The 18613-nt window shown below is 48.7% G+C and carries 19 protein-coding genes; 4 read left to right on the top strand and 15 right to left on the bottom strand.

Annotation, left to right across the window (positions count from 1 at the left end; all coding sequences use genetic code 11):
* Nucleotides 1–73 precede the first annotated feature (73 nt).
* Nucleotides 74–1681 (bottom strand): NAD-dependent malic enzyme, encoded by a 1608-nt coding sequence (locus H5336_RS13915; RefSeq protein ID WP_185234876.1) that lies wholly within the window; start codon nucleotides 1679–1681, stop codon nucleotides 74–76.
* A gap of 155 nt (nucleotides 1682–1836) precedes the next feature.
* On the opposite strand from H5336_RS13915, the gene H5336_RS13910 reads away from it, so the two are divergent.
* Complete coding sequence (locus H5336_RS13910) at nucleotides 1837–3072, top strand: EAL domain-containing response regulator (protein WP_246439098.1); 1236 nt, start codon at nucleotides 1837–1839, stop codon at nucleotides 3070–3072.
* A gap of 26 nt (nucleotides 3073–3098) precedes the next feature.
* Here H5336_RS13910 and H5336_RS13905 read toward each other — a convergent pair whose 3' ends face one another.
* Nucleotides 3099–4547, bottom strand: coding sequence for an HD-GYP domain-containing protein (locus tag H5336_RS13905; protein WP_185234875.1), 1449 nt, complete (start codon nucleotides 4545–4547; stop codon nucleotides 3099–3101).
* Nucleotides 4548–4691: 144 nt separating this feature from the next.
* Between H5336_RS13905 and H5336_RS13900 the strand changes: the two genes are divergently transcribed.
* The 3 genes from H5336_RS13900 (at nucleotide 4692) to H5336_RS13890 (ending at nucleotide 8810) form a co-directional block, all read left to right on the top strand.
* Nucleotides 4692–7418 (top strand): cation-transporting P-type ATPase, encoded by a 2727-nt coding sequence (locus H5336_RS13900; RefSeq protein ID WP_185234874.1) that lies wholly within the window; start codon nucleotides 4692–4694, stop codon nucleotides 7416–7418.
* Nucleotides 7419–7486: 68 nt separating this feature from the next.
* Nucleotides 7487–8029 (top strand): RNA polymerase sigma factor SigZ, encoded by a 543-nt coding sequence (sigZ, locus tag H5336_RS13895; protein ID WP_185234873.1) that lies wholly within the window; start codon nucleotides 7487–7489, stop codon nucleotides 8027–8029.
* Between the two features lie 67 nt (nucleotides 8030–8096).
* The gene (locus H5336_RS13890; RefSeq protein ID WP_185234872.1) at nucleotides 8097–8810 is read left to right on the top strand and encodes a glutathione S-transferase family protein; all 714 of its coding nucleotides are present in this window, start codon (nucleotides 8097–8099) and stop codon (nucleotides 8808–8810) included.
* Between the two features lie 274 nt (nucleotides 8811–9084).
* Here the strand turns inward: H5336_RS13890 and csrA are convergent, their stop codons facing one another.
* From csrA to nrdR, 13 genes are all read right to left on the bottom strand, one after another.
* Nucleotides 9085–9327, bottom strand: coding sequence for a carbon storage regulator CsrA (gene csrA / locus H5336_RS13885; RefSeq protein ID WP_185234871.1), 243 nt, complete (start codon nucleotides 9325–9327; stop codon nucleotides 9085–9087).
* Between the two features lie 117 nt (nucleotides 9328–9444).
* Nucleotides 9445–9711 (bottom strand): helix-turn-helix transcriptional regulator, encoded by a 267-nt coding sequence (locus H5336_RS23840; RefSeq protein ID WP_376766534.1) that lies wholly within the window; start codon nucleotides 9709–9711, stop codon nucleotides 9445–9447.
* Between the two features lie 126 nt (nucleotides 9712–9837).
* Nucleotides 9838–11169, bottom strand: coding sequence for a sensor histidine kinase (locus H5336_RS23650; RefSeq protein WP_185234869.1), 1332 nt, complete (start codon nucleotides 11167–11169; stop codon nucleotides 9838–9840).
* A 90-nt stretch (nucleotides 11170–11259) separates the two neighbouring features.
* Nucleotides 11260–11862 (bottom strand): GTP cyclohydrolase II, encoded by a 603-nt coding sequence (ribA, locus tag H5336_RS13870; protein ID WP_185234868.1) that lies wholly within the window; start codon nucleotides 11860–11862, stop codon nucleotides 11260–11262.
* 14 nt (nucleotides 11863–11876) lie between these two features.
* On the bottom strand, nucleotides 11877–12551 hold the full coding sequence (locus H5336_RS13865) for a retropepsin-like aspartic protease family protein (RefSeq protein ID WP_185234867.1): 675 nt from the start codon (nucleotides 12549–12551) through the stop codon (nucleotides 11877–11879).
* Nucleotides 12552–12569: 18 nt separating this feature from the next.
* Nucleotides 12570–13052, bottom strand: a complete 483-nt coding sequence (locus tag H5336_RS13860) for a phosphatidylglycerophosphatase A family protein (RefSeq protein ID WP_185234866.1) — start codon at nucleotides 13050–13052, stop codon at nucleotides 12570–12572.
* Nucleotides 13045–13998 carry a thiamine-phosphate kinase gene (thiL, locus tag H5336_RS13855; RefSeq protein WP_185234865.1) on the bottom strand — a complete coding sequence of 318 codons (954 nt, stop codon included), beginning with the start codon at nucleotides 13996–13998 and terminating at the stop codon, nucleotides 13045–13047. Before thiL ends, H5336_RS13860 begins: the two co-directional genes overlap by 8 nt.
* Nucleotides 13999–14023: 25 nt before the next feature.
* Complete coding sequence (gene nusB, locus H5336_RS13850) at nucleotides 14024–14467, bottom strand: transcription antitermination factor NusB (protein WP_185234864.1); 444 nt, start codon at nucleotides 14465–14467, stop codon at nucleotides 14024–14026.
* Nucleotides 14468–14591: 124 nt separating this feature from the next.
* On the bottom strand, nucleotides 14592–15062 hold the full coding sequence (gene ribH / locus H5336_RS13845) for a 6,7-dimethyl-8-ribityllumazine synthase (protein ID WP_185234863.1): 471 nt from the start codon (nucleotides 15060–15062) through the stop codon (nucleotides 14592–14594).
* Between the two features lie 31 nt (nucleotides 15063–15093).
* The gene (ribBA, locus tag H5336_RS13840; protein WP_185234862.1) at nucleotides 15094–16203 is read right to left on the bottom strand and encodes a bifunctional 3,4-dihydroxy-2-butanone-4-phosphate synthase/GTP cyclohydrolase II; all 1110 of its coding nucleotides are present in this window, start codon (nucleotides 16201–16203) and stop codon (nucleotides 15094–15096) included.
* Between the two features lie 16 nt (nucleotides 16204–16219).
* On the bottom strand, nucleotides 16220–16882 hold the full coding sequence (locus tag H5336_RS13835) for a riboflavin synthase (RefSeq protein ID WP_185234861.1): 663 nt from the start codon (nucleotides 16880–16882) through the stop codon (nucleotides 16220–16222).
* 15 nt (nucleotides 16883–16897) lie between these two features.
* Nucleotides 16898–17989, bottom strand: a complete 1092-nt coding sequence (ribD, locus tag H5336_RS13830) for a bifunctional diaminohydroxyphosphoribosylaminopyrimidine deaminase/5-amino-6-(5-phosphoribosylamino)uracil reductase RibD (RefSeq protein WP_185234860.1) — start codon at nucleotides 17987–17989, stop codon at nucleotides 16898–16900.
* Nucleotides 17986–18447, bottom strand: coding sequence for a transcriptional regulator NrdR (gene nrdR / locus H5336_RS13825; protein WP_185234859.1), 462 nt, complete (start codon nucleotides 18445–18447; stop codon nucleotides 17986–17988). Before nrdR ends, ribD begins: the two co-directional genes overlap by 4 nt.
* Nucleotides 18448–18613: the final 166 nt, after the last annotated feature.

Genomic DNA, 18613 nt, shown 5'->3' with positions numbered 1-18613 from the left:
AGTTGCCCTTCATAAAAAACCCGGCTTTCATTACCGGGTTTTTTATTGCCTACGCAAAACAGCCGAAACGCTATCAATAATTCGGGTCGTACTGTTCGGCCCGAACGTACTCGGCAAAATCCTCTCGTAACTCGCCGTCGATCAAACCGCTACGCAACGCAGATTCTGCCACCGCCTCCGCTATGTTAGCCGACACTTCGCGGATATCTCGCAGTGGCGGGTACAAACAACCGCTGTCAATTTGCTGCTGCGACACTGAAAGCGCCAAACGCTCCGCCGCACTTATTAACATGTCGTCGTTAATACGCCTGGCCCCGGAGAGCAACGCACCCAAACCCAAACCGGGGAAAATGTAGGCATTGTTACCCTGCCCGGGAACGCGAATTTCACCGTTTACATGCACAACACCAAAGGGGCTACCACTGGCGAATATGGCTTTACCCATACTCCAGTCGTAGGCCTGCTCTGCGGTACATTCGGCATTTGCAGTAGGATTAGAAAGCGCAAATACAATAGGATGCTCATTGAGTTCACACATTAAGGCCACCGACTCCTCGGTAATTAACCCCGGTCGTCCGGTTGCACCAATAATGGCGTGTGGCTTAAAGGCTTTAATCGCGTCGATGAAGTTCATCGCTGGCATATCGGCCGCAAACGGGCGCACATGGTCGGTCAATAGCTCACGGCTTTTTACCACCAAACCTTTACTGTCTAAAAACACCAGTTGCTCACGGGCCTGCTCTTGCGTAATACCCTCCCTAGCCATTGCCTTAGCCAGTAAATCACCAATCCCCGTTGCCGCAGAGCCGGCGCCTAAAAACATAAAGCGCATTTCACTTAGGCGAGTGTTCGTAATCCGTGTTGCAGCAATTAACCCTGCCAGCGCCACTGAAGCCGTACCCTGAATGTCGTCGTTAAAACACAGTAATTGATCGCGGTAGCGCTCCAACAGAGCCACCGCATTAGGCGTGGCAAAATCTTCAAATTGTAACAGCGCACGAGGAAACTGCTGTTTAACAGCCGCCACAAATTCATCAACAAACGTTTGATAATCTTCACCGCGAATACGTGACTGACGCAAACCCAAATAATGCGGAGCCTCCCGAAAACGCTCATTTTCGGTACCCACGTCGAGCATGATAGGTAAACAGTGCGCCGGGTCTATTCCGGCGCAGGCACAGTAAAGAGCCAGCTTGCCAATGGGGATGCCCATGCCATTACTACCGAGATCTCCCAGCCCAAGTATGCGCTCGCCGTCAGTCACCACAATCAGGCGTACATCCGGTTCCGGCCAGTTGGCCAATAACTCGGCAATATTGCCCCGGTCCTGCCACGCGATGTAGCAGCCGTGACTTTCACGAAAATTAGTAGCAAATTCCTGACAAGCTTGGCCAACCGTGGGTGTATAGACCACGGGCATCACTTCTTCGATATGATCCACCAATATTTTGTAATACACCCGCTCATTGCGCTTTTGGAGTGCCGAAAGAAACATGTATTTATCGATACCTTTCGATTTACTACGCAGATTCTCCAAAGAACGCTCCACCTGCTGCGCCTGAGTACTGACCATGGGCGGTAACAAACCCGTTAATTTTAACTGCTCGCGCTCCCCCAGCGTGAAGGCGGTACCTTTATTGGTGCGAGGGTTTCTGAGGATATCGATACCGGTTTTATTCATAAGAACCACTTAACCTTTATGAAGTTGGGAATAACACTGTGTAAAAATAAGGCGCACAAGAACACATTTTTAGTGCTGAGGCCAATGACTTTGCAGAAGAGCACTATAATCAGAAATGGATCAATAGGAGTTTCACGCTTACCCGAGGAAAAACCTTGAACATTGGACTGGTTGACCAAGAAATATCTGTGCTCATAGTAGATGACTCCAAAGCTATCTGTGAGGTTCTCAAGGCCATGCTCGAGGATTTTGGTATTAGGCACGTACACTGCTGCTACAACGGCGAAGATGCCTATCACCGAATAGAAGCAGACCCCGCCGCCTTCGACGCCATCTTTCTCGATTTACACATGGAAGGCATGGACGGCCTTGAACTCATGAATAAGCTGAACGGGCTAAGATACCGCGGCGGCATTGTGGTGATGTCCGGCTTGGAGAAAAAAATACTCGACTTCACCTTGGAAGTTATCAGTAACTATAACCTGCGTATACTTGGCTCTGCGGAAAAACCGCTGGAAAAAACACTTATTGCATTTATGGTAAAACGCATCAAGAATTACCGCCCACAAATTTCCCGCCACGAAAAAGTGCTAAAGCGCCGTGAAGTATACGAGGCCATAAAAAGTAATCGCGTTGTCACTTATTTTCAGCCCAAAATATCAGCCATCGACAATTCTCTCGTTGGTCTAGAGGCTTTGGTTCGCCTCGACATCGATAAAATTGGCATTATCCCCCCCAATGCTTTTCTACCCGTAGCGGAAAAATTTGAACTCATAGAAGCCCTAACCGACGCCACTTTAAACAGCGCACTGCCACAATTTAAAAAATTCCGCGACCAGCTTAACCTCGATTGTCACTTAGCCCTAAATCTTTCCCCACTGCAACTGCACAACAATTTTCTACCGGAAAATCTAAGTGAATATTTGTCTCGCTATCAGGTGGCGCAAGAAAATATCATTCTCGAAATCACTGAAAATCACGCCATACGTGAAGACAATCAGCTTAAGAATTTGAATCGCTTGCGTATTCACGGTTACCGCTTATCACTAGACGATTACGGCGCTGGATTCACCAATTTACGCCAGCTGAAAAACCTGCCCTTTAACGAAATAAAACTGGATGCTCAACTGGTAGAAGGCATTCACACCGATAAAGTTTTGCAAATCATCGTGAAATCGATTCGCGAAATGACCAAAGCGATGGGCCTGAAACTGGTGGCCGAAGGCCTATCCGACTCACGAGACCTAGTAACCATTGCCGATATCGGAGTGGACATTTACCAAGGCTATCTATTCTGTCGCCCCAAACCCATGGACGAACTGCTGCGCTGGTACCCCGTTTGGGAGAAAACGATAAACAGTGACAAGATGGTTAATAGCCGAGGCGAGTGAGTGTAGCCATTTCACGCCAGGCCTACTTAGATATTTCGCAGCTTCCTGATTTGCGTCAACCACAGCGAATCAAGCTCGCCGGGTAACTCGGGGATGCCCTGCTTACTAAAAGTTTGCAACGACACGCGAGTCGTTTCACGATTGCCGGCCACCTGCTGAGTTTCTATTAACGAAATGGATTTTTCTGGCGCCCAGATGGGCGTAAGTTGCGTAACCTGGTTCTCGCCACTTTCGAGTAGGTCGACCATCCGCAGGACAAATCGCTGAATGTGATACAGCACTTCCTGCATCATTAAAAACACATCTTCCACCTCGCGATACGCATGGCAGAGCTGCTCTTTTTCTACCTGCTCCAGCCAGCGGATATAGGCTTCGTTAATGAGGCCCGATTGGTTCATGGCTTTTACAATATGCTCCAATAAGCGCCCGAGTGAAAACAAACGCGCATTGGCGATAGAGGCCTGATTTTGTTCCACGTAAATTTCAGCTTGATCCACAAATTGCTTAATGTACAAATGCCGGTTTTTCACCTGCTTAATAAACAGTGGCATCAGTTCTTCCGGCACACTGCACGAGGTGGTCTCTATACCCATCCGCAGCAGAACAATTAAGTCAGCGCCGGGCTGGCCGGGGCTAGACAATTGATTCATTTGAATAATAGGAATCATATCGGCCAGAGTGCGCCCACGCGGTTGAAAATATTTAGTGTAGATTGCGTGAATACTGTCGAGCAGATGAATTAAACGCCCCAATGGCCCCAATTGCTTACCCACCTTACCGGCAGGGTAACCGGAACCGTCCATTTCCTCGTGATGCTCCATCACTGCCCGAGATACCGGGTTAGGCATACTAGGCATAAAACTCAACAGATCGTACCCAATTTCAGGGTGGCGCTGTATCAGATCCCAAGCTTCAGGGTTTAACTCTTGGTTGTCAGCACTGGAAACAGGCGGAATAAAGAGAAGACCGATGTCGTGACTTAAGCCGGCGATAAACGCATCGCAAATCTGCTCATCGGACTTGCTTTTTCGCTTGCTCAAAACCGCTGCCGCCCAAGCGCAAAAAAGCGCTCGATTGAACCCCTTTAGCATATGTCGAGACATAACCCACAGGTACTGCAACAGGCTAGGTTGCTGGGCGATTCTTTTACAGGCAAACGCTACATGGCGACTAACATCAATTTTGCGATAAATATCAGCTATTGCCGTATCGTTAGCGCAATAGCTCTCCAGCGCATGCCGCAATTGCTCGGCATTGAAACTACCTTCAATCTCAAGGTTATGCGCCAACGGCTGCAACAGGTTACGACCCACCAGTTTTTTCAGCTCAACCTCGTCCAGAACTGTACCCGCTGATAGCAGGCAAACTCGCTCTGTGCTCCAGACATCACCCGTTACCGTAATCGAAGTAGCGCTAACCAACTCGATTAGGTGGTTAATGTAGTGGTCGTTCAGGCAGTCTTTATCTTTGACCATTAAGCCCTGGGCCCCAATGTAGTTCGTATCCTAAGAAGTATAGCCAGACTCTCGCATCCCGCGCAGCCACTTACCACAAATCAATACCAACTTTACGGGCAGAGCATATACTTACGATAAGGTTCCTTACGCTAGGGAGGCTTTATGGCGACAACAGCCGAACAAACATCCACTTTTTCTGCCCGCCACTGGCATAACCAAGACAGCCAGGCAGCTCTCGACCAACTAAAATCCGGGCGCGAAGGCCTTTCCCGCGAACAAGCTAAAAAGCGGCTAGTCGAATACGGTGCCAATCAACTACCCGAAGTAAACACCAAAAGCCCATGGATACGTTTTCTCCAACAATTCAATAATGTACTGATATACGTGCTGCTGGTAGCGGGCGCAGGTACCCTGCTACTGAATCACCTAGTTGATGCCAGTGTCATTTTCACCGTGGTACTGCTTAATGCCCTCATCGGTTTTATTCAGGAAGGCAAAGCCGAAGACGCCCTACGCAAAATTCGTCAAATGCTTTCGCCAAGCGCCGAAGTGGTTCGCGATGGCCACCACCACGCCATCGATGCGCGCGAGCTTGTTCCCGGTGATATCGTGCAATTGCATGCCGGCGACAAGGTGCCCGCAGACCTGCGCCTGATAGCCGTTAAAGGCCTGCAAATACAGGAAGCTACGCTCACTGGTGAATCAGTAGCGGTAGAAAAAAACACGGCCAGCGTATCGAGTAATGCAGTACTCGGGGACCGCCGCTGCATGTGTTTTTCCAGCACGCTTGTAACCCATGGCCAGGGTCTTGGAGTAGTGGTTTGCACCGGTGCCCATACCGAAATTGGCCGCATTAGCCATCTGGTATCTCAGGTACATACCACCACCACGCCGCTACTGCGGCAAATGGCGCAGTTTGGTCGCTGGCTTTCCATGGCTATTCTGGTAATCGCGGTCATCAATTTTATCTTTGGGCTATGGATTCACCAATACACCGCCGCCGATATGTTTCTGGCCTCTGTCAGTTTGGCGGTTGCGGCCATACCCGAAGGCCTGCCCGCGATCATGACCATAACCCTCGCCATTGGCGTGCAACGAATGGCTAAGCGAAACGCCATACTGCGAAAGCTACCCGCCGTTGAAACCCTTGGGGCGGTGAGCGTCATCTGCTCCGACAAAACCGGCACCCTAACTCGCAACGAAATGACCGTTCACTCGGCTGCAACAGCAGAACACGTATTTGAATTTGAAGGTACCGGTTACAATTCGCGCGGCGGCATTTTGTATGAAGGAAGAGAAACCGACGCAGAGCAACGCCCGGTACTGTGGAAAATGTTGCATGCCGGCGTACTATGCAGCGAATCAGCACTGGAGCAAGGCGAAAACATACACCAGCTGCAGGTAGTGGGCGACCCGATGGAAGGTGCGCTGCTGGTTGCTGGCCTTAAAGCCGGGCTGGAGGCCGACACGCTAAACGGCCAATATCCACGCTCAGACTTAATACCCTTTGATTCCGAACACCGCTTTATGGCCACCCTTAACCATGGCCACCACAGCGAAGCCAGCATACTGCTCAAGGGCGCTCCAGAAAATGTGCTACGCATGTGCAGTTGGCAAAAAACCGCAAGCGGCGATTTGCACAAAATTGAACCCGACTATTGGCTGAAAAAACTGGAGGAATTCGCTGCGCAAGGTCAGCGAGTACTCGCTATCGCAATGAAGCCCGTGCATAAAAACCAACGCACGCTTAATTTTTCCGACGTAGAAACCGGCATGATAATGCTCGGCCTGTTTGGCCTAATTGACCCGCCAAGAGAAGAAGCCATTCGCGCAGTGAGCCGCTGCCACCAAGCCGGAATTAGCGTAAAAATGATAACCGGCGATCACGCCGCCACCGCCAAAGCGATTGCTCGACAATTAAAGCTAACAAACCCCGAGCAAGCACTCACCGGTGAACAATTGATGGCAATGGATATCGACGAACTGCGAAGCCTTGTAGACAGTATTGACGTTTATGCGCGCGTTGACCCGGAACACAAACTACAGCTGGTGCAATTACTACAGGAACGCGGCTATATCGCCGCCATGACCGGTGATGGCGTAAACGATGCTCCCGCGCTAAAGCGTGCTGACGTTGGCATTGCCATGGGTATGAATGGAACAGAGGCCGCAAAAGAAGCCGCCGAAATGGTATTGGCCGACGATAACTTTGCCTCCATCAGCCATGCTGTAGAAGAAGGCCGTACGGTTTACGACAACTTAAAAAAAGCCATACTGTTTATATTGCCCACCAATGGCGGAGAAGCCCTAATCGTACTCGCAGCGGTGTTACTGGGTTTTAACCAGCTACCGCTCACGCCCGTTCAGATTCTCTGGGTAAACATGATTACCGCCGTAACCTTGGCCCTCTCACTTGCGTTTGAACCCCCGGAAGCCAACGTAATGCGTCGGGCGCCAAGAGACTCTCAACAACCCCTGCTTTCACCACTACTGATATGGCGTATTGCCTTCGTATCCGTGATTCTTGCCACCGGTACTATTAGCCTGTATTTGTGGGAATTACGCGCGGGACAATCCATTGAGGTAGCCCGAACCGTAGCGGTAAATACACTGGTTATGTTCGAAATTTTTTACCTGTTTAATGCCCGCTACATACTCGCCTCGGTACTGAACATTCAAGGCCTGCTGGGAAACCGATTTGTACTCTATGCCATTGCCCTGCTTGTAGTATTTCAAATCGCCTTCACCTACCTACCACCACTGAACGCACTGTTTGGCACCGCAGCAATCAACTTCGCACAATGGCTGTCTATAATCCTGGTCTCCAGTTCGGTGTTTATTTTGGTAGAATTTGAAAAGTTCATTCTTCGCAGGCTAAATAACATTTAGAGAACCCGTTATCTAAATGTACGTATTTTATTTTAAATAACCAATCACGACAAAACCGGAGCCAATAGATGAAGCTTGATGAAATATGGCCCTCTTATCGAAGTAGTATAAAAGCGCTTTTGCACTCAAAGGTTTCAGATCCAGACGATGTTGACGACCTGCTGCAAGAGGTGCTCATTAAAACCCACAGCAATATTGGCAACCTGAGAAAAGAAGAAAGTGTGAAATCTTGGTTGTTTCAAATTACAGCCAGGACAACTATTGATTATTACCGAAAGAAAAGCCGTATTCACGAAATTGAAGCCGAAAATCTGTGGTTTGGCGAGAGTGAGCGCAACATAAAGGCCGACATTTCACCCTGCGTTGAACCTTTCCTTAAAACCTTACCGGAAAAAACAGCAAATTTATTGCGTGCTATCGACCTCCAGGGCATACCGCAAAAATCATATGCGCAGGAATTGGGCATCAGCTATTCCACCCTCAAGTCTCAGGTACAAAAAGCCAGATCAGAATTAAAAGACCTGTATGAAGATTGCTGTGATTACAGTGTGGATACTCAGGGTAACCTAATCGATTTCGAGCAAAAATCAAAAAAATGTCCAAAATGCTAAATATTTTTCGTCTTTTTCGGGCGAGCCTCGTCTTATAGGTACACCCATTAGAAAGGAATGAAAAAAGATGAAAGTAGTAAGCGCTAAAATTTGCCCATTTGTACAACGTGTTACCGCGCTGCTGGAAGCAAAGCGTATAACTTATGAGATTGAGTATATTAGCTTAAACAACAAGCCCCAGTGGTTTTTGGATATCTCACCCAATGCGCAAGTACCCGTTCTAGTAACCGACACCGGAATCGCATTATTTGAATCCGATGCGATTTGTGAATATTTAGATGAAATAAGCAAGCCAATTGAAGGCCATATTTCATCAGAACAACGAGCCCTCGACCGGGCCTGGAGTTACATGGCAACAAAAAACTACCTGACACAGTGCAGCGTTATGCGCAGCGCCACCAGTGAAACTCTCAATGAGCGCTTGGCTAATTTAAGCCAACTCTTTACAAAAGCCGAGGCCGTTTTGGCTGAAGGGCCATTTTTTAAAGGCGCGGCACTCAGCAATGTAGACATTGCTTGGCTACCACTGTTGCACCGTTCCGATATAATTTGTAAATATACAACCTATGATCTATTGGCTGGCAACCCAAAAGTTCAGGCATGGAGAAAAGCCCTAATGAATTCCGATATCGTCGAAAAATCGGTGTCCGACGATTTCGAAAAGGTATTCACCAATTTTTACCTGTCCAACAAAACCTACTTGGGAACGAAAAAATGTTGTGTGAATCCAGTAAAGGGCAGAGAGCAGAAAACAGACCATTACGAAACTAGCTCCTGCTAGATTCAGACCGAAGGACGAAGGGTTTGTAACATTTAAATTGTCAATATAGGGCACCGCTATTAATGGATTTTGGCCTCTTCGGGGCTTTGTGTATGGATCCTACACAGGACTACACGTTTTCGCCAAGCCAAAAGCAACTATTAGCAGTGTCCTTTAGTGGCCTCTGCGCAATAAAAACCTCTTACTGCGCCTAGGTTCCATAAAATATTGGCGTCATGCGCTTTTAGCTTTCTTATCTACCAGCCAAGCTAAAAGCGCGCGATTAACTCTGTTTCTATTTTTTTGCGAAACTAACGATGGCATTAGACGCCAAATTGGAATCTATCGGCTTGCCATCCAGCTGTTCCTTTGCATTCTCCTGTGTAATTTTGTCGAAAATCTCCTCTCGATGAACCGGAACATTACCAGGTGCCGCTATTCCGAGCCGAATCTGATTTCCGGCTGATTTCAGAACCGTTACGATTACGTCTTCACCAATAACAATGGACTCGCCTATTCGTCGGGATAAAATTAACATTCAAATCTCCTTATTACCTTAATGATTTTTCGCTTCCGCATACAAAGAAGCTTCAATTGCAGGATATAAAAAAGAGAGATGTTAGAATTGTCCGAACAAGACAATAACTTGTCAGTTTTAATAGCAGGCGCCATCTTCACTGTACATTTTTTTACGGAATTCACGTGGCGAAGTGTTTGTCCAACGTTTAAGAGCGCGAGTGAAACTTACTTGATCCGAAAAACCCAATAAATAGGCTATTTCAGTAAACGAAAGGTGGGGATTACGAATATATTCCTGTGCAACTCCTTCCCATGTTTGATTTAAAAGAGCCCGAAAACCATACCCTTCGTTGAGTAATTTTCGCTGTAGTGTGCGCAAATTAAGGTGCAACTCTATCGCCACTTTTTCTGGCGAATGACGTATTAATGGCCGAATGATAATTTAATCATAGTGCCCATTAGCCATGCAAAGGTAGACTAATGGGCACATCTATTCATTGTTTTAGTGTAACCCCGCGGTACAAGTCAGCTACACCGATGGACGCACCACAGGTAGGATGACAGAAAACCGACTGCCCTCACCGTGCCGACTAGTCGCTTCTACCTGCCCACCCAGCATTTCCACCAACTCTGCCGTAATCGCTAAGCCTAAACCCGTACCGGGCTTTTCACTTCTCACTCGGCTTCTTCCCCGACTAAAACGGTCGAAAAGGTATTCCATTTCACTTTCTTCTATGCCCGAACCCGTATCCACCACATCGATTTTAACCCTTTGATGTTTTTCGGATTCATCGTACAAAATGACGTTCACCTTTCCCTGTTCGGTATATTTAATAGCATTGGCAATAAGCTGCCGCAATATTTTTTTTACAATGTCAGCGTCGGTATTAAACGCACAAGTTACAGGGCTGCTGCCTTCATTGCACTGAAGAACAAGTTGTTTCGCGTCTGCATGCATTTCAAATTCGCTTAACACATGACGCACTAGCACCAACAAATCACAGTCACTAAGATGAACATGCACATTGCCATTTTCGATTCTCGCCATTTCCAATACATCATTCACCAATACCTGCATCATTTCCCCATTGCGTAGAATGGCCTCCAACCCAGTTTTATCTTTATTCGTTAATTCACCACCGAAACTACGCAATAAACGCCGGGAGAAACCGATGATTGCATTCAAAGGCGTACGGAATTCGTGCGACATGCTGGCCAGAAATTGGGATTTGTATTCGGCTATATTTGTCAATTCAAGATTCGATTCTTTCAGCGAAAAATAAAAGCGATCGTAAAGGCGCGAGTAATACCAGCCAATGGAGCTGATACCGCAAAGCACTAGAATAAAGGAGCCCATGCGCGCCAGAGTTTCTCTGATTTGGCCCATATCATTCTGGGGTAAAGTAACATTTAGCATGGGCGCCAAACCCAAAAAAACAAAATACAGGCATACCAATAGGGTGAATATCCAGCCCGCAGGGCGAGATACGAGCATAAAAGCAGCGACCGGTATAAAAATAATTAAAATAAGGAAAGGGCTGTGAATACCGCCGTAAAAATAGCTTAGCGCCAGTATCGGAATAGTAATACCCAGTAATAGCATGACCGCAAGTATGCGTGGCGGTACACCACGATGTATGGCAATTATTACGCCAGCCGTTACCGCAATACAAACATCCAGTAACAATGACCTGACAAAACCCGTTAGTATCAGGTCTACCACAAATATACTGACCAACAGGAATAACCACACCGCTGCCGTTCGCTCTAGCAGTCGCTTACGATTAACACCCACCACCTTGCTGTAGCGCCTGTTTTTCGCCGTATTAGCAATGGATAATTCGGGTTTGTGTCTTGCCACGCCTAATCACTATAGAAGGAGCCTTTATTGAGCATAGAGCATTGTCGCAATACGTGCAGTAAGCCTGTTGGGCACAGCTATTGGCGAGTATTAATCATTCGCTTGGTTATCTAACAGATGACCCAACTTACCGCGCTTCGTTTCCAGGTAGTGCGCATTATGTGGGTTGCGGCCGGTTTCGTGAGCCTGGCGTTCAGTCACTTCAATGCCCAGCTCTTCCAATGCCTTTATTTTGCGCGGGTTGTTAGTCATAAGCTTCACACGTTTAATACCCATTTTTTCAAACATAGGTTTAAGCATGGAATAATCGCGCATATCCGCTCCGAAACCCAGCTGTTCATTGGCTTCCACGGTATCAGCGCCCTTGTCCTGCAAATGATAAGCACGAATTTTATTAACCAGGCCTATGCCTCGCCCTTCCTGACGGAGGTAAAAAATCGCGCCACGCCCTTCTACGGCAATACGATGCATAGCCGCCTGTAGCTGTGCACCGCAATCACAACGCAACGAAAATAGCGCATCCCCGGTAAGACACTCGGAGTGAATACGCACTAAGGCCGGCTCGTCGGTAGTGAGATCTCCCATAGACAGCACTATATGCTCTTTTTCGGAGCTGTTATCGGCAAAGCCGTGCATTTCAAACATGCCTTGGGAGGTTGGCAGCTTGGAAGATTCTACGTATTTAACAGACACTCAATTACCTTTCATTAATATTTGGACTGCAACACCAGCACGCCCTGCTCTACGCGCATATCCACTCGCGATAGAAAGCTGTTGCCCAATAATATTTCGCGGGGTGAATTGCCCTCAATTATAACGGCGCGCACATTATTTAACGTTATGGCGCCCACTGTCACTTTCGTTAGGTTAATGCTGTAACCCGCTGCGACGCCATTTGCTGTACTAACGCGAGTAGGCGTGCCTTTTTTATACTGTATACCCAGCATATCGGCCTTACGGGAGCTGAGAGCAATGGTGCTTGCGCCCGTATCAACGAGGTATTGCGCCGAGCGGCCATTGATAAATCCGGACGCCATATAATGCCCGTTTCGGCCACTGGGCAATCGTACGATGGTTTTTTCCGGGACCTGATATTGCCCTCCCACAGCACGAGAAAGCGTTAATCTTTGTTGCTTACCGCCAATTTCCACTAATGCGAATTTGCTCGTGGCTTCAAGCAGTTTCACTCCCTGCGGAGAGGTTTTGCCCTGTTTCAACAGCATTTGCTGACCATCAATAATAAGAATGGCTCCGCCCTTAAACAGGCCTTTGACTTCAACGCTCGGCGCCGCTAATACAATACCGCTGAAAAGCAGTATCAGCCCGAATAGAGAAATAAACGAAAACTTGGCTCGACCGCTTGCTCGACACCTTTCTAACATAGGCACACCGTCCATGATTTAGAGCATACCGTAGGCCAGAAGTAGCCACAGCACAACAGCAGCGGCTATCCCCGCCAACACATCATCGACCATGATACCGAAGCCGCCGTGAACCTTGCGGTCTACCCAGCTTATGGGCCAAGGCTTAACCATATCGAACAGTCGAAACAACACAAAGCCCGCAAGTACGGTTTTCCATGTTACCGGTACCGCGACCATCGTTAACCAAAAGCCTACAAACTCATCCCAAACGATGCCTTTATGGTCGTGCACCCCAAGCTTTGCCGATGCATAGCCACACAGGTGTATACCAATTGCCGCCGCAATCGCGACAACAGCCAAATAAGCAGGCAAGGGTAAAAGTGTCATTAATAAGTAAATGGGCACAGCAATCAGTGTGCCCATAGTGCCCGGCACAACGGGAGACATACCGGAGCCAAAACCAAAAGCCAGTAGCAGGCGGGGGTCTCGAAGTAACTGTTTAGCGCTGGGGTCAGCCAAAATGGTTATATCCTTTTGATGCTATGGTGAAGGGTTCGCCTAGTAGCAGGCAAGTCACACGATTGCCGCTGGTAATTTTGCCGATATTACACGCTTTCAGGCCACTACCAATTAGTGCGTCTACAGCAGGTACATGCTCGCGCGGTACAGTGAAACAGAGCTGATAATCATCACCCCCGCTTAACGCCCATTCGCGCTGCTGCCGGTTACTCGAAAAATTTTCTACCGCCTCCGAGAGTGGCAGGTTTTCAACATACACTTCAGCGCCCACACCACTGGCCGTACAAATGTGGCCTAAGTCAGCCATTAAACCATCCGAAACATCAATGGCAGCACTAACGTGAGGGGCTAACCGACCGGCCTCGTTGAAGCGTGGTATCGGGTGATAATAGCGCTGGATCAAATAGTGAAAGGCATCGCTATTGGGCTTGATTTTGCGATTGAAGGCCGCCAACGCCGCAGCGCCGTCGCCTAATGTTCCAGTAACGTAAATTAAATCGTCCGGCTGTGCACCACTGCGAACAAAAGCCTTGCCGGGCTCAACTGAACCCATTACCTGCACGCTAATAGCCAGTGGGCCTTTTGTTGTATCGCCGCCTACGAGTTCGCAACCGTAATGACCAGCGACACGCAACAAGCCTTCACTGAAAGGTGCTACCCAGCGCTCATCTGCCTGAGGCAGGGTTAAGCATAGGGTAAACCACAAAGGCGATGCGCCCATGGCCGCCAGATCAGAAAGAGAAACGCATAGCGCGCGCTCGGCAATGGCTTGCGGGTCGCCATCGGCAGGGAAATGCACATCAGCAACTAGAGTGTCAACGGAAACAGCCAGTTGCCGCCCCGACGGCACATTTAACAGCGAGCAGTCATCCCCCACGCCCAAGGCAATGGTGTTGCTCATTGCGCTGCGCTTGAAGTAGCGGTTTATCAGCTCGAATTCATTCATACCAGTAATGCACGCCGGGTAGAGCTTATTTCTTTTTGGCTTTCACTTCAGCCGCGCGTAAATCAGTGGCCACTTTATCCAGAACACCGTTAACAAATTTGTGGCTGTCTTCAGCGCCAAATTTTTTTGCTAGATTAACCGCTTCGTTGATAACCACCCGATAGGGTACATCGAGTCGTTTTTTAAATTCGTAACTGGCTTGCCTTAACAAAGCCAAAGTAATGGGGTCTAGCTGCTCAACTGTCATAGCTTTCAAATGCGGCTGAAAGCTTTCATCGAGTTCGCCTTTTGTTGCCGCAACACCATGAAAAAGTTCGTGGAAATAGTCGGTATCCACTTTCGACATATCATTGTCGGCATGAAATTCCGCTTCAATCACATTAATAGGGTTGCCGGTCATTTGCCACTGATAGATGGCCTGCATAGAAAAATGTCGCGCACGGCTGCGAGTTGCGGCTGATACTTTCATTAAATTAAAACCTGATAACTTGAACTTACTATTCCCGCATGGACGAGAATCCAAATACTGAATAAACCCCGGAGCCTGCATACCCGCCTACGCAGGTATAACGGAGCCCTCAAGCGGCTAAGCTTTATTTAATTCTGGCCAACAAAGAAACCATTTCTAAGGCGGTTTCTGCAGCTTCTGCACCCTTGTTACCGGCTTTGGTGCCAGAACGCTCTATGGCTTGCTCAATAGAGTCTACGGTTAATACGCCAAAGCTAATAGGTACGCCGGTATTTAAAGAAACCTGAGCCAAGCCTTTAGTACACTCACCCGCCACATATTCAAAGTGTGGCGTACCACCACGAATCACGGCACCCAGAGCAATAATGGCATCGTATTTTTTACCCGCCGCCAGCTTTTGTGCGGCCAAAGGAAATTCAAATGCGCCGGGAGCATAAACAATTTCAATATCACTATCGGCAATGCCTTGACGGCGCAAGGTATCCAGCGCGCCTTCTTTTAGGTGTTCAACTACAAAACTGTTCCAGCGACTCACTAAGAGCGCGTACTTGCCCGCTACTGATTTAAAATCACCTTCGATTACGTTAATGGTCATTATCTGTTCCGCTTGTCTCTATGTTCGTGTTTTATTCGTTTCTGAGGTATTCAACCACTTCCAAGTTAAACCCGGATAGTGCTTTAAATTTGAGGGGCGCGCTCATTAAGCGCATTTTTTTAACGCCCAAATCCTGCAAAATTTGAGAACCGGTACCCACCTGCTTGTAACCAACATCTTGCTTGGGTCGCAATTGTTTGCCCGACAGCAACCAATCTATGCTTTCTTCAATTTCCAGGGTTGTTTCGTTGTGACAGATAAGCACCAAAATCCCCGAACCCTCTTCGGCCACTTTGCGCATGGCGGCCTGAAAATGCCAGGGAGAAACGTCACTATCGGCTTGCTGAATGGTGAGCACATCGCGCGCGGTATTACCAACATGTACACGAACCAGAATGGGTTCCTCCGCATCTAGTTCGCCCTTGATTAAAGCAAAATTCAATTCGTTTCGCGCAGAATCTTTGTAGGTTTTCAGTAAAAATTCGCCATACTCTGTTTGTACTTTACGCTCATTAATACAGGTAACCGTTTTTTCATGCGCCGAGCGATATTGAATTAAATCGGCAATAGTGCCAATTTTTATGTTGTGCTTTTGCGCAAATTTTTCCAAATCTGACCGCCGTGCCATTGAGCCGTCTTCATTCATGATTTCAACAATGACCGAAGACGGATCGCAGCCCGCCATGCGTGCAAGATCGCAGCCTGCTTCGGTATGACCCGCACGACTCAGTACACCACCGGCCTGCGCCATAATGGGAAACACATGCCCGGGCTGAACCAAATCCTTCGGCTTGGCATCCCGCGCAACCGCAGCACGCACTGTACGCGCCCTGTCTGCAGCAGAAATACCAGTAGTGACGCCTTCTGCCGCCTCAATGGATACAGTGAAATTGGTAGCAAGCTGCGCGCGGTTATCTCTTACCATAAGCGGCAGATCCAATTGATGACAGCGCGCTTCAGTCAAAGTCAGGCATATAAGCCCGCGCGCCTGACTGGCCATAAAGTTTATATCTTCGGCACGCACTTGGTCGGCCGCCATAATAAGGTCGCCTTCGTTCTCACGGTCTTCATCATCCATCAAGATAACCATTTTACCCTGGCGAATATCGTCAATAATATCTTCAGTCGTATTCAGTTCCATAACCTAACGTCAAAACCTATTTTAAATAGCCGTTTTCGGCAAGAAAGCTTTCGGTAAGCGACGTCTGGCCACTAACATCAGCCGCTTTGTCGCCCATTAACAGGCGCTCCAGATAGCGGGCAATTACATCCACCTCTAGATTCACCCTAGTGCCCGACTGATAATCACCGATAACGGTATTTTCCAGCGTATGGGGCACGATATTCAGTTCAAAATCACAGCCGTTTACGGCATTCACCGTGAGACTGATTCCATCGACGGTAATTGAGCCCTTATGAGCAATATATTTTGCCAGAGCTTTCGGCGCGCGCAGTGTAAAACGTTCAGAGCGGGCATCAGCCTCGCGTTTTATTACCTCACCAATACCATCCACATGGCCACTAACAATATGCCCCCCTAATCGCGACTGGGGCATAAGCGCCTTTTCCACATTTACGCGAGTGCCGGGCTTCCAGTTACCCAGCGAGGTCAAACTTAGGGTTTCCAGCGACACATCCGCCACGTATCCATCCCCGGGCAATGCCACCGCCGTAAGGCAAACGCCGCTGGTGGCAATTGAATCACCGAGGGCAACATCCGCCCAGGTCATATCGTTGCTGCGCACCTGTAAGCGCACATCACCGCCATGTTTTTCGATACTGACGACTTCACCAATCGCCTCAATTATTCCGGTAAACATTCGTTGTATAGGGCTCTAAGACTCAGGATCTGGTACAGCAGTAAATCGCCAATCAGGCCCCACCGCACGTACATCTTTAAGGGTTAATTCCAGTGACGCTCCCATAGTGCTAACCGGGAGGTTCAGCAGCGGCCGAGCACTGCTGCCCATAAGTTTAGCCGCCATGTACACAATAAGCTCATCCACTAAATTTGCGGACACAAAAGCCCCCGCTAGGGTTGCACCGGTTTCCAACAGAATTTCGTTACAACCTTCGTCAGCCAATTTACCGCACAGTGCACGGATATCTACACGACCGTTTTTTTCCGGTAACAGCCAGCACTCCAACTCACTACTAGCGGCAGCTTCAGCATTACAGGTGGCAACCACAGTGCGCCCTGGCTGCTGAAAAATTTCGGCCTGCGCCGGCGCCCTGAGCTGACTGTCGACGATTATCCGCAGGGGCTGACGCTCACACTCGGGCAAGCGAACCGTCAACATTGGATCGTCGAGTAAAACGGAATCCACACCCGTAACAATAGCGCAAGAACGAGCGCGAAGACGCTGAACATCCTGGCGGGCAGAAGGGCCGGTAATCCACTTACTGTTACCGTCGGCCATCGCGGTTCGACCATCAAGGCTCATCGCCAGCTTGGCGCGAATAAAAGGCCGCCCCGCTTGCATTCGTTTGATAAAACCAGGGTTAAGCTCACGCGCCTGCTCTTCCATAAGCGGCCCAGCAATTTCAATTCCGGCTTCCTTCAATTGCTGCAGACCTGCACCTGAGACCTGCCGGTTTGGGTCTTCCATTGCAAAAACCAGACGCCCTATGCCCGCGGCAATAAGCGCTTGCGTACAGGGGCCGGTTTTACCCTGATGACAACAGGGTTCGAGAGTTACATAGGCGGTGGAGCCGGCAAGCTCAGATGTATCGGTGACAGCGGCCAGCGCATTAACCTCCGCATGACCTTCTCCAGCGAGACGGTGAAAACCTTCACCCAGTACCTGACCATTTACAGACACCAGCACACAGCCCACACGCGGATTTGGCGTGGCGGTATTGAGGCCATTTTCGGCAAGACGCAGAGCGCGCTGCATGTATTGATGATCCGTAGCGGTAAAACTCATTCTTCGGTATTTTCCTGCAGTCGATTAATCTCTTGCTGAAACTCACTAAGATCCTGGAAGCTCCGGTATACAGACGCAAAGCGCACATAGGCAACCTCATCGAGATTGCGCAACTCTTCCATTACACGCTCACCAATCACCAGCGATTTCACCTCTCTCTCCCCCAGCGCCTGCAGGTAATGCCGCACATTCTCCAGCGACGACTCAATATCCTCTACGCTCACTGGGCGTTTTTCCAGCGCGCGCTGCAAACCATTGCGCAGCTTCTGCTCGTTGAAGGGTTCGCGGGTGCCGTCTTGCTTAATAACCTTGGGCATCAGCAGCTCGGCAATTTCAAAAGTGGTAAACCGTTCGCGACATTCCTGGCACTCACGGCGGCGTCGAACTTGGCCACCGTCGGCAACCAAACGGGAATCGATAACCTTGGTATCAGTTTCATGACAGAAGGGGCAATGCATGTTGATGAACCTGTTCAGGTAAGCAGGAAGGTGAAAATTGCGCGCATTTTAGCAGAAACGGCGCGAAAGTGCGGGCTGAGCTTAGCCCCCACTAATTACCACCATTTCGATTAAAATAGTGATTGACCCGTCTATAAGTTCAGGGTTGACACTCTTCTCTCGCTCA

The sequence above is a fragment of the Teredinibacter franksiae genome (assembly GCF_014218805.1).
GTDB classification, from domain to species: Bacteria; Pseudomonadota; Gammaproteobacteria; order Pseudomonadales; family Cellvibrionaceae; genus Teredinibacter; species Teredinibacter franksiae.
The sequence above is the reverse complement of the archived record's forward strand: the minus strand, read 5'-3'. Positions and strand labels throughout refer to the sequence as shown.

What these genes read in the sequence shown, in the direction of transcription:
- ribBA (WP_185234862.1), bottom strand. Translation starts at nt 16,203, where the DNA reads ATGGAACTGAATACGACTGAAGATATTATTGACGATATTCGCCAGGGT.
- H5336_RS13865 (WP_185234867.1), bottom strand. Translation starts at nt 12,551, where the DNA reads ATGTTAGAAAGGTGTCGAGCAAGCGGTCGAGCCAAGTTTTCGTTTATT.
- H5336_RS13835 (WP_185234861.1), bottom strand. Translation starts at nt 16,882, where the DNA reads ATGTTTACCGGAATAATTGAGGCGATTGGTGAAGTCGTCAGTATCGAA.
- H5336_RS13905 (WP_185234875.1), bottom strand. Translation starts at nt 4,547, where the DNA reads ATGGTCAAAGATAAAGACTGCCTGAACGACCACTACATTAACCACCTA.
- H5336_RS13890 (WP_185234872.1), top strand. Translation starts at nt 8,097, where the DNA reads ATGAAAGTAGTAAGCGCTAAAATTTGCCCATTTGTACAACGTGTTACC.
- csrA (WP_185234871.1), bottom strand. Translation starts at nt 9,327, where the DNA reads ATGTTAATTTTATCCCGACGAATAGGCGAGTCCATTGTTATTGGTGAA.
- ribD (WP_185234860.1), bottom strand. Translation starts at nt 17,989, where the DNA reads ATGAGTTTTACCGCTACGGATCATCAATACATGCAGCGCGCTCTGCGT.
- ribH (WP_185234863.1), bottom strand. Translation starts at nt 15,062, where the DNA reads ATGACCATTAACGTAATCGAAGGTGATTTTAAATCAGTAGCGGGCAAG.
- thiL (WP_185234865.1), bottom strand. Translation starts at nt 13,998, where the DNA reads ATGAATGAATTCGAGCTGATAAACCGCTACTTCAAGCGCAGCGCAATG.
- H5336_RS13900 (WP_185234874.1), top strand. Translation starts at nt 4,692, where the DNA reads ATGGCGACAACAGCCGAACAAACATCCACTTTTTCTGCCCGCCACTGG.
- H5336_RS13915 (WP_185234876.1), bottom strand. Translation starts at nt 1,681, where the DNA reads ATGAATAAAACCGGTATCGATATCCTCAGAAACCCTCGCACCAATAAA.
- nusB (WP_185234864.1), bottom strand. Translation starts at nt 14,467, where the DNA reads ATGAAAGTATCAGCCGCAACTCGCAGCCGTGCGCGACATTTTTCTATG.
- sigZ (WP_185234873.1), top strand. Translation starts at nt 7,487, where the DNA reads ATGAAGCTTGATGAAATATGGCCCTCTTATCGAAGTAGTATAAAAGCG.
- nrdR (WP_185234859.1), bottom strand. Translation starts at nt 18,447, where the DNA reads ATGCATTGCCCCTTCTGTCATGAAACTGATACCAAGGTTATCGATTCC.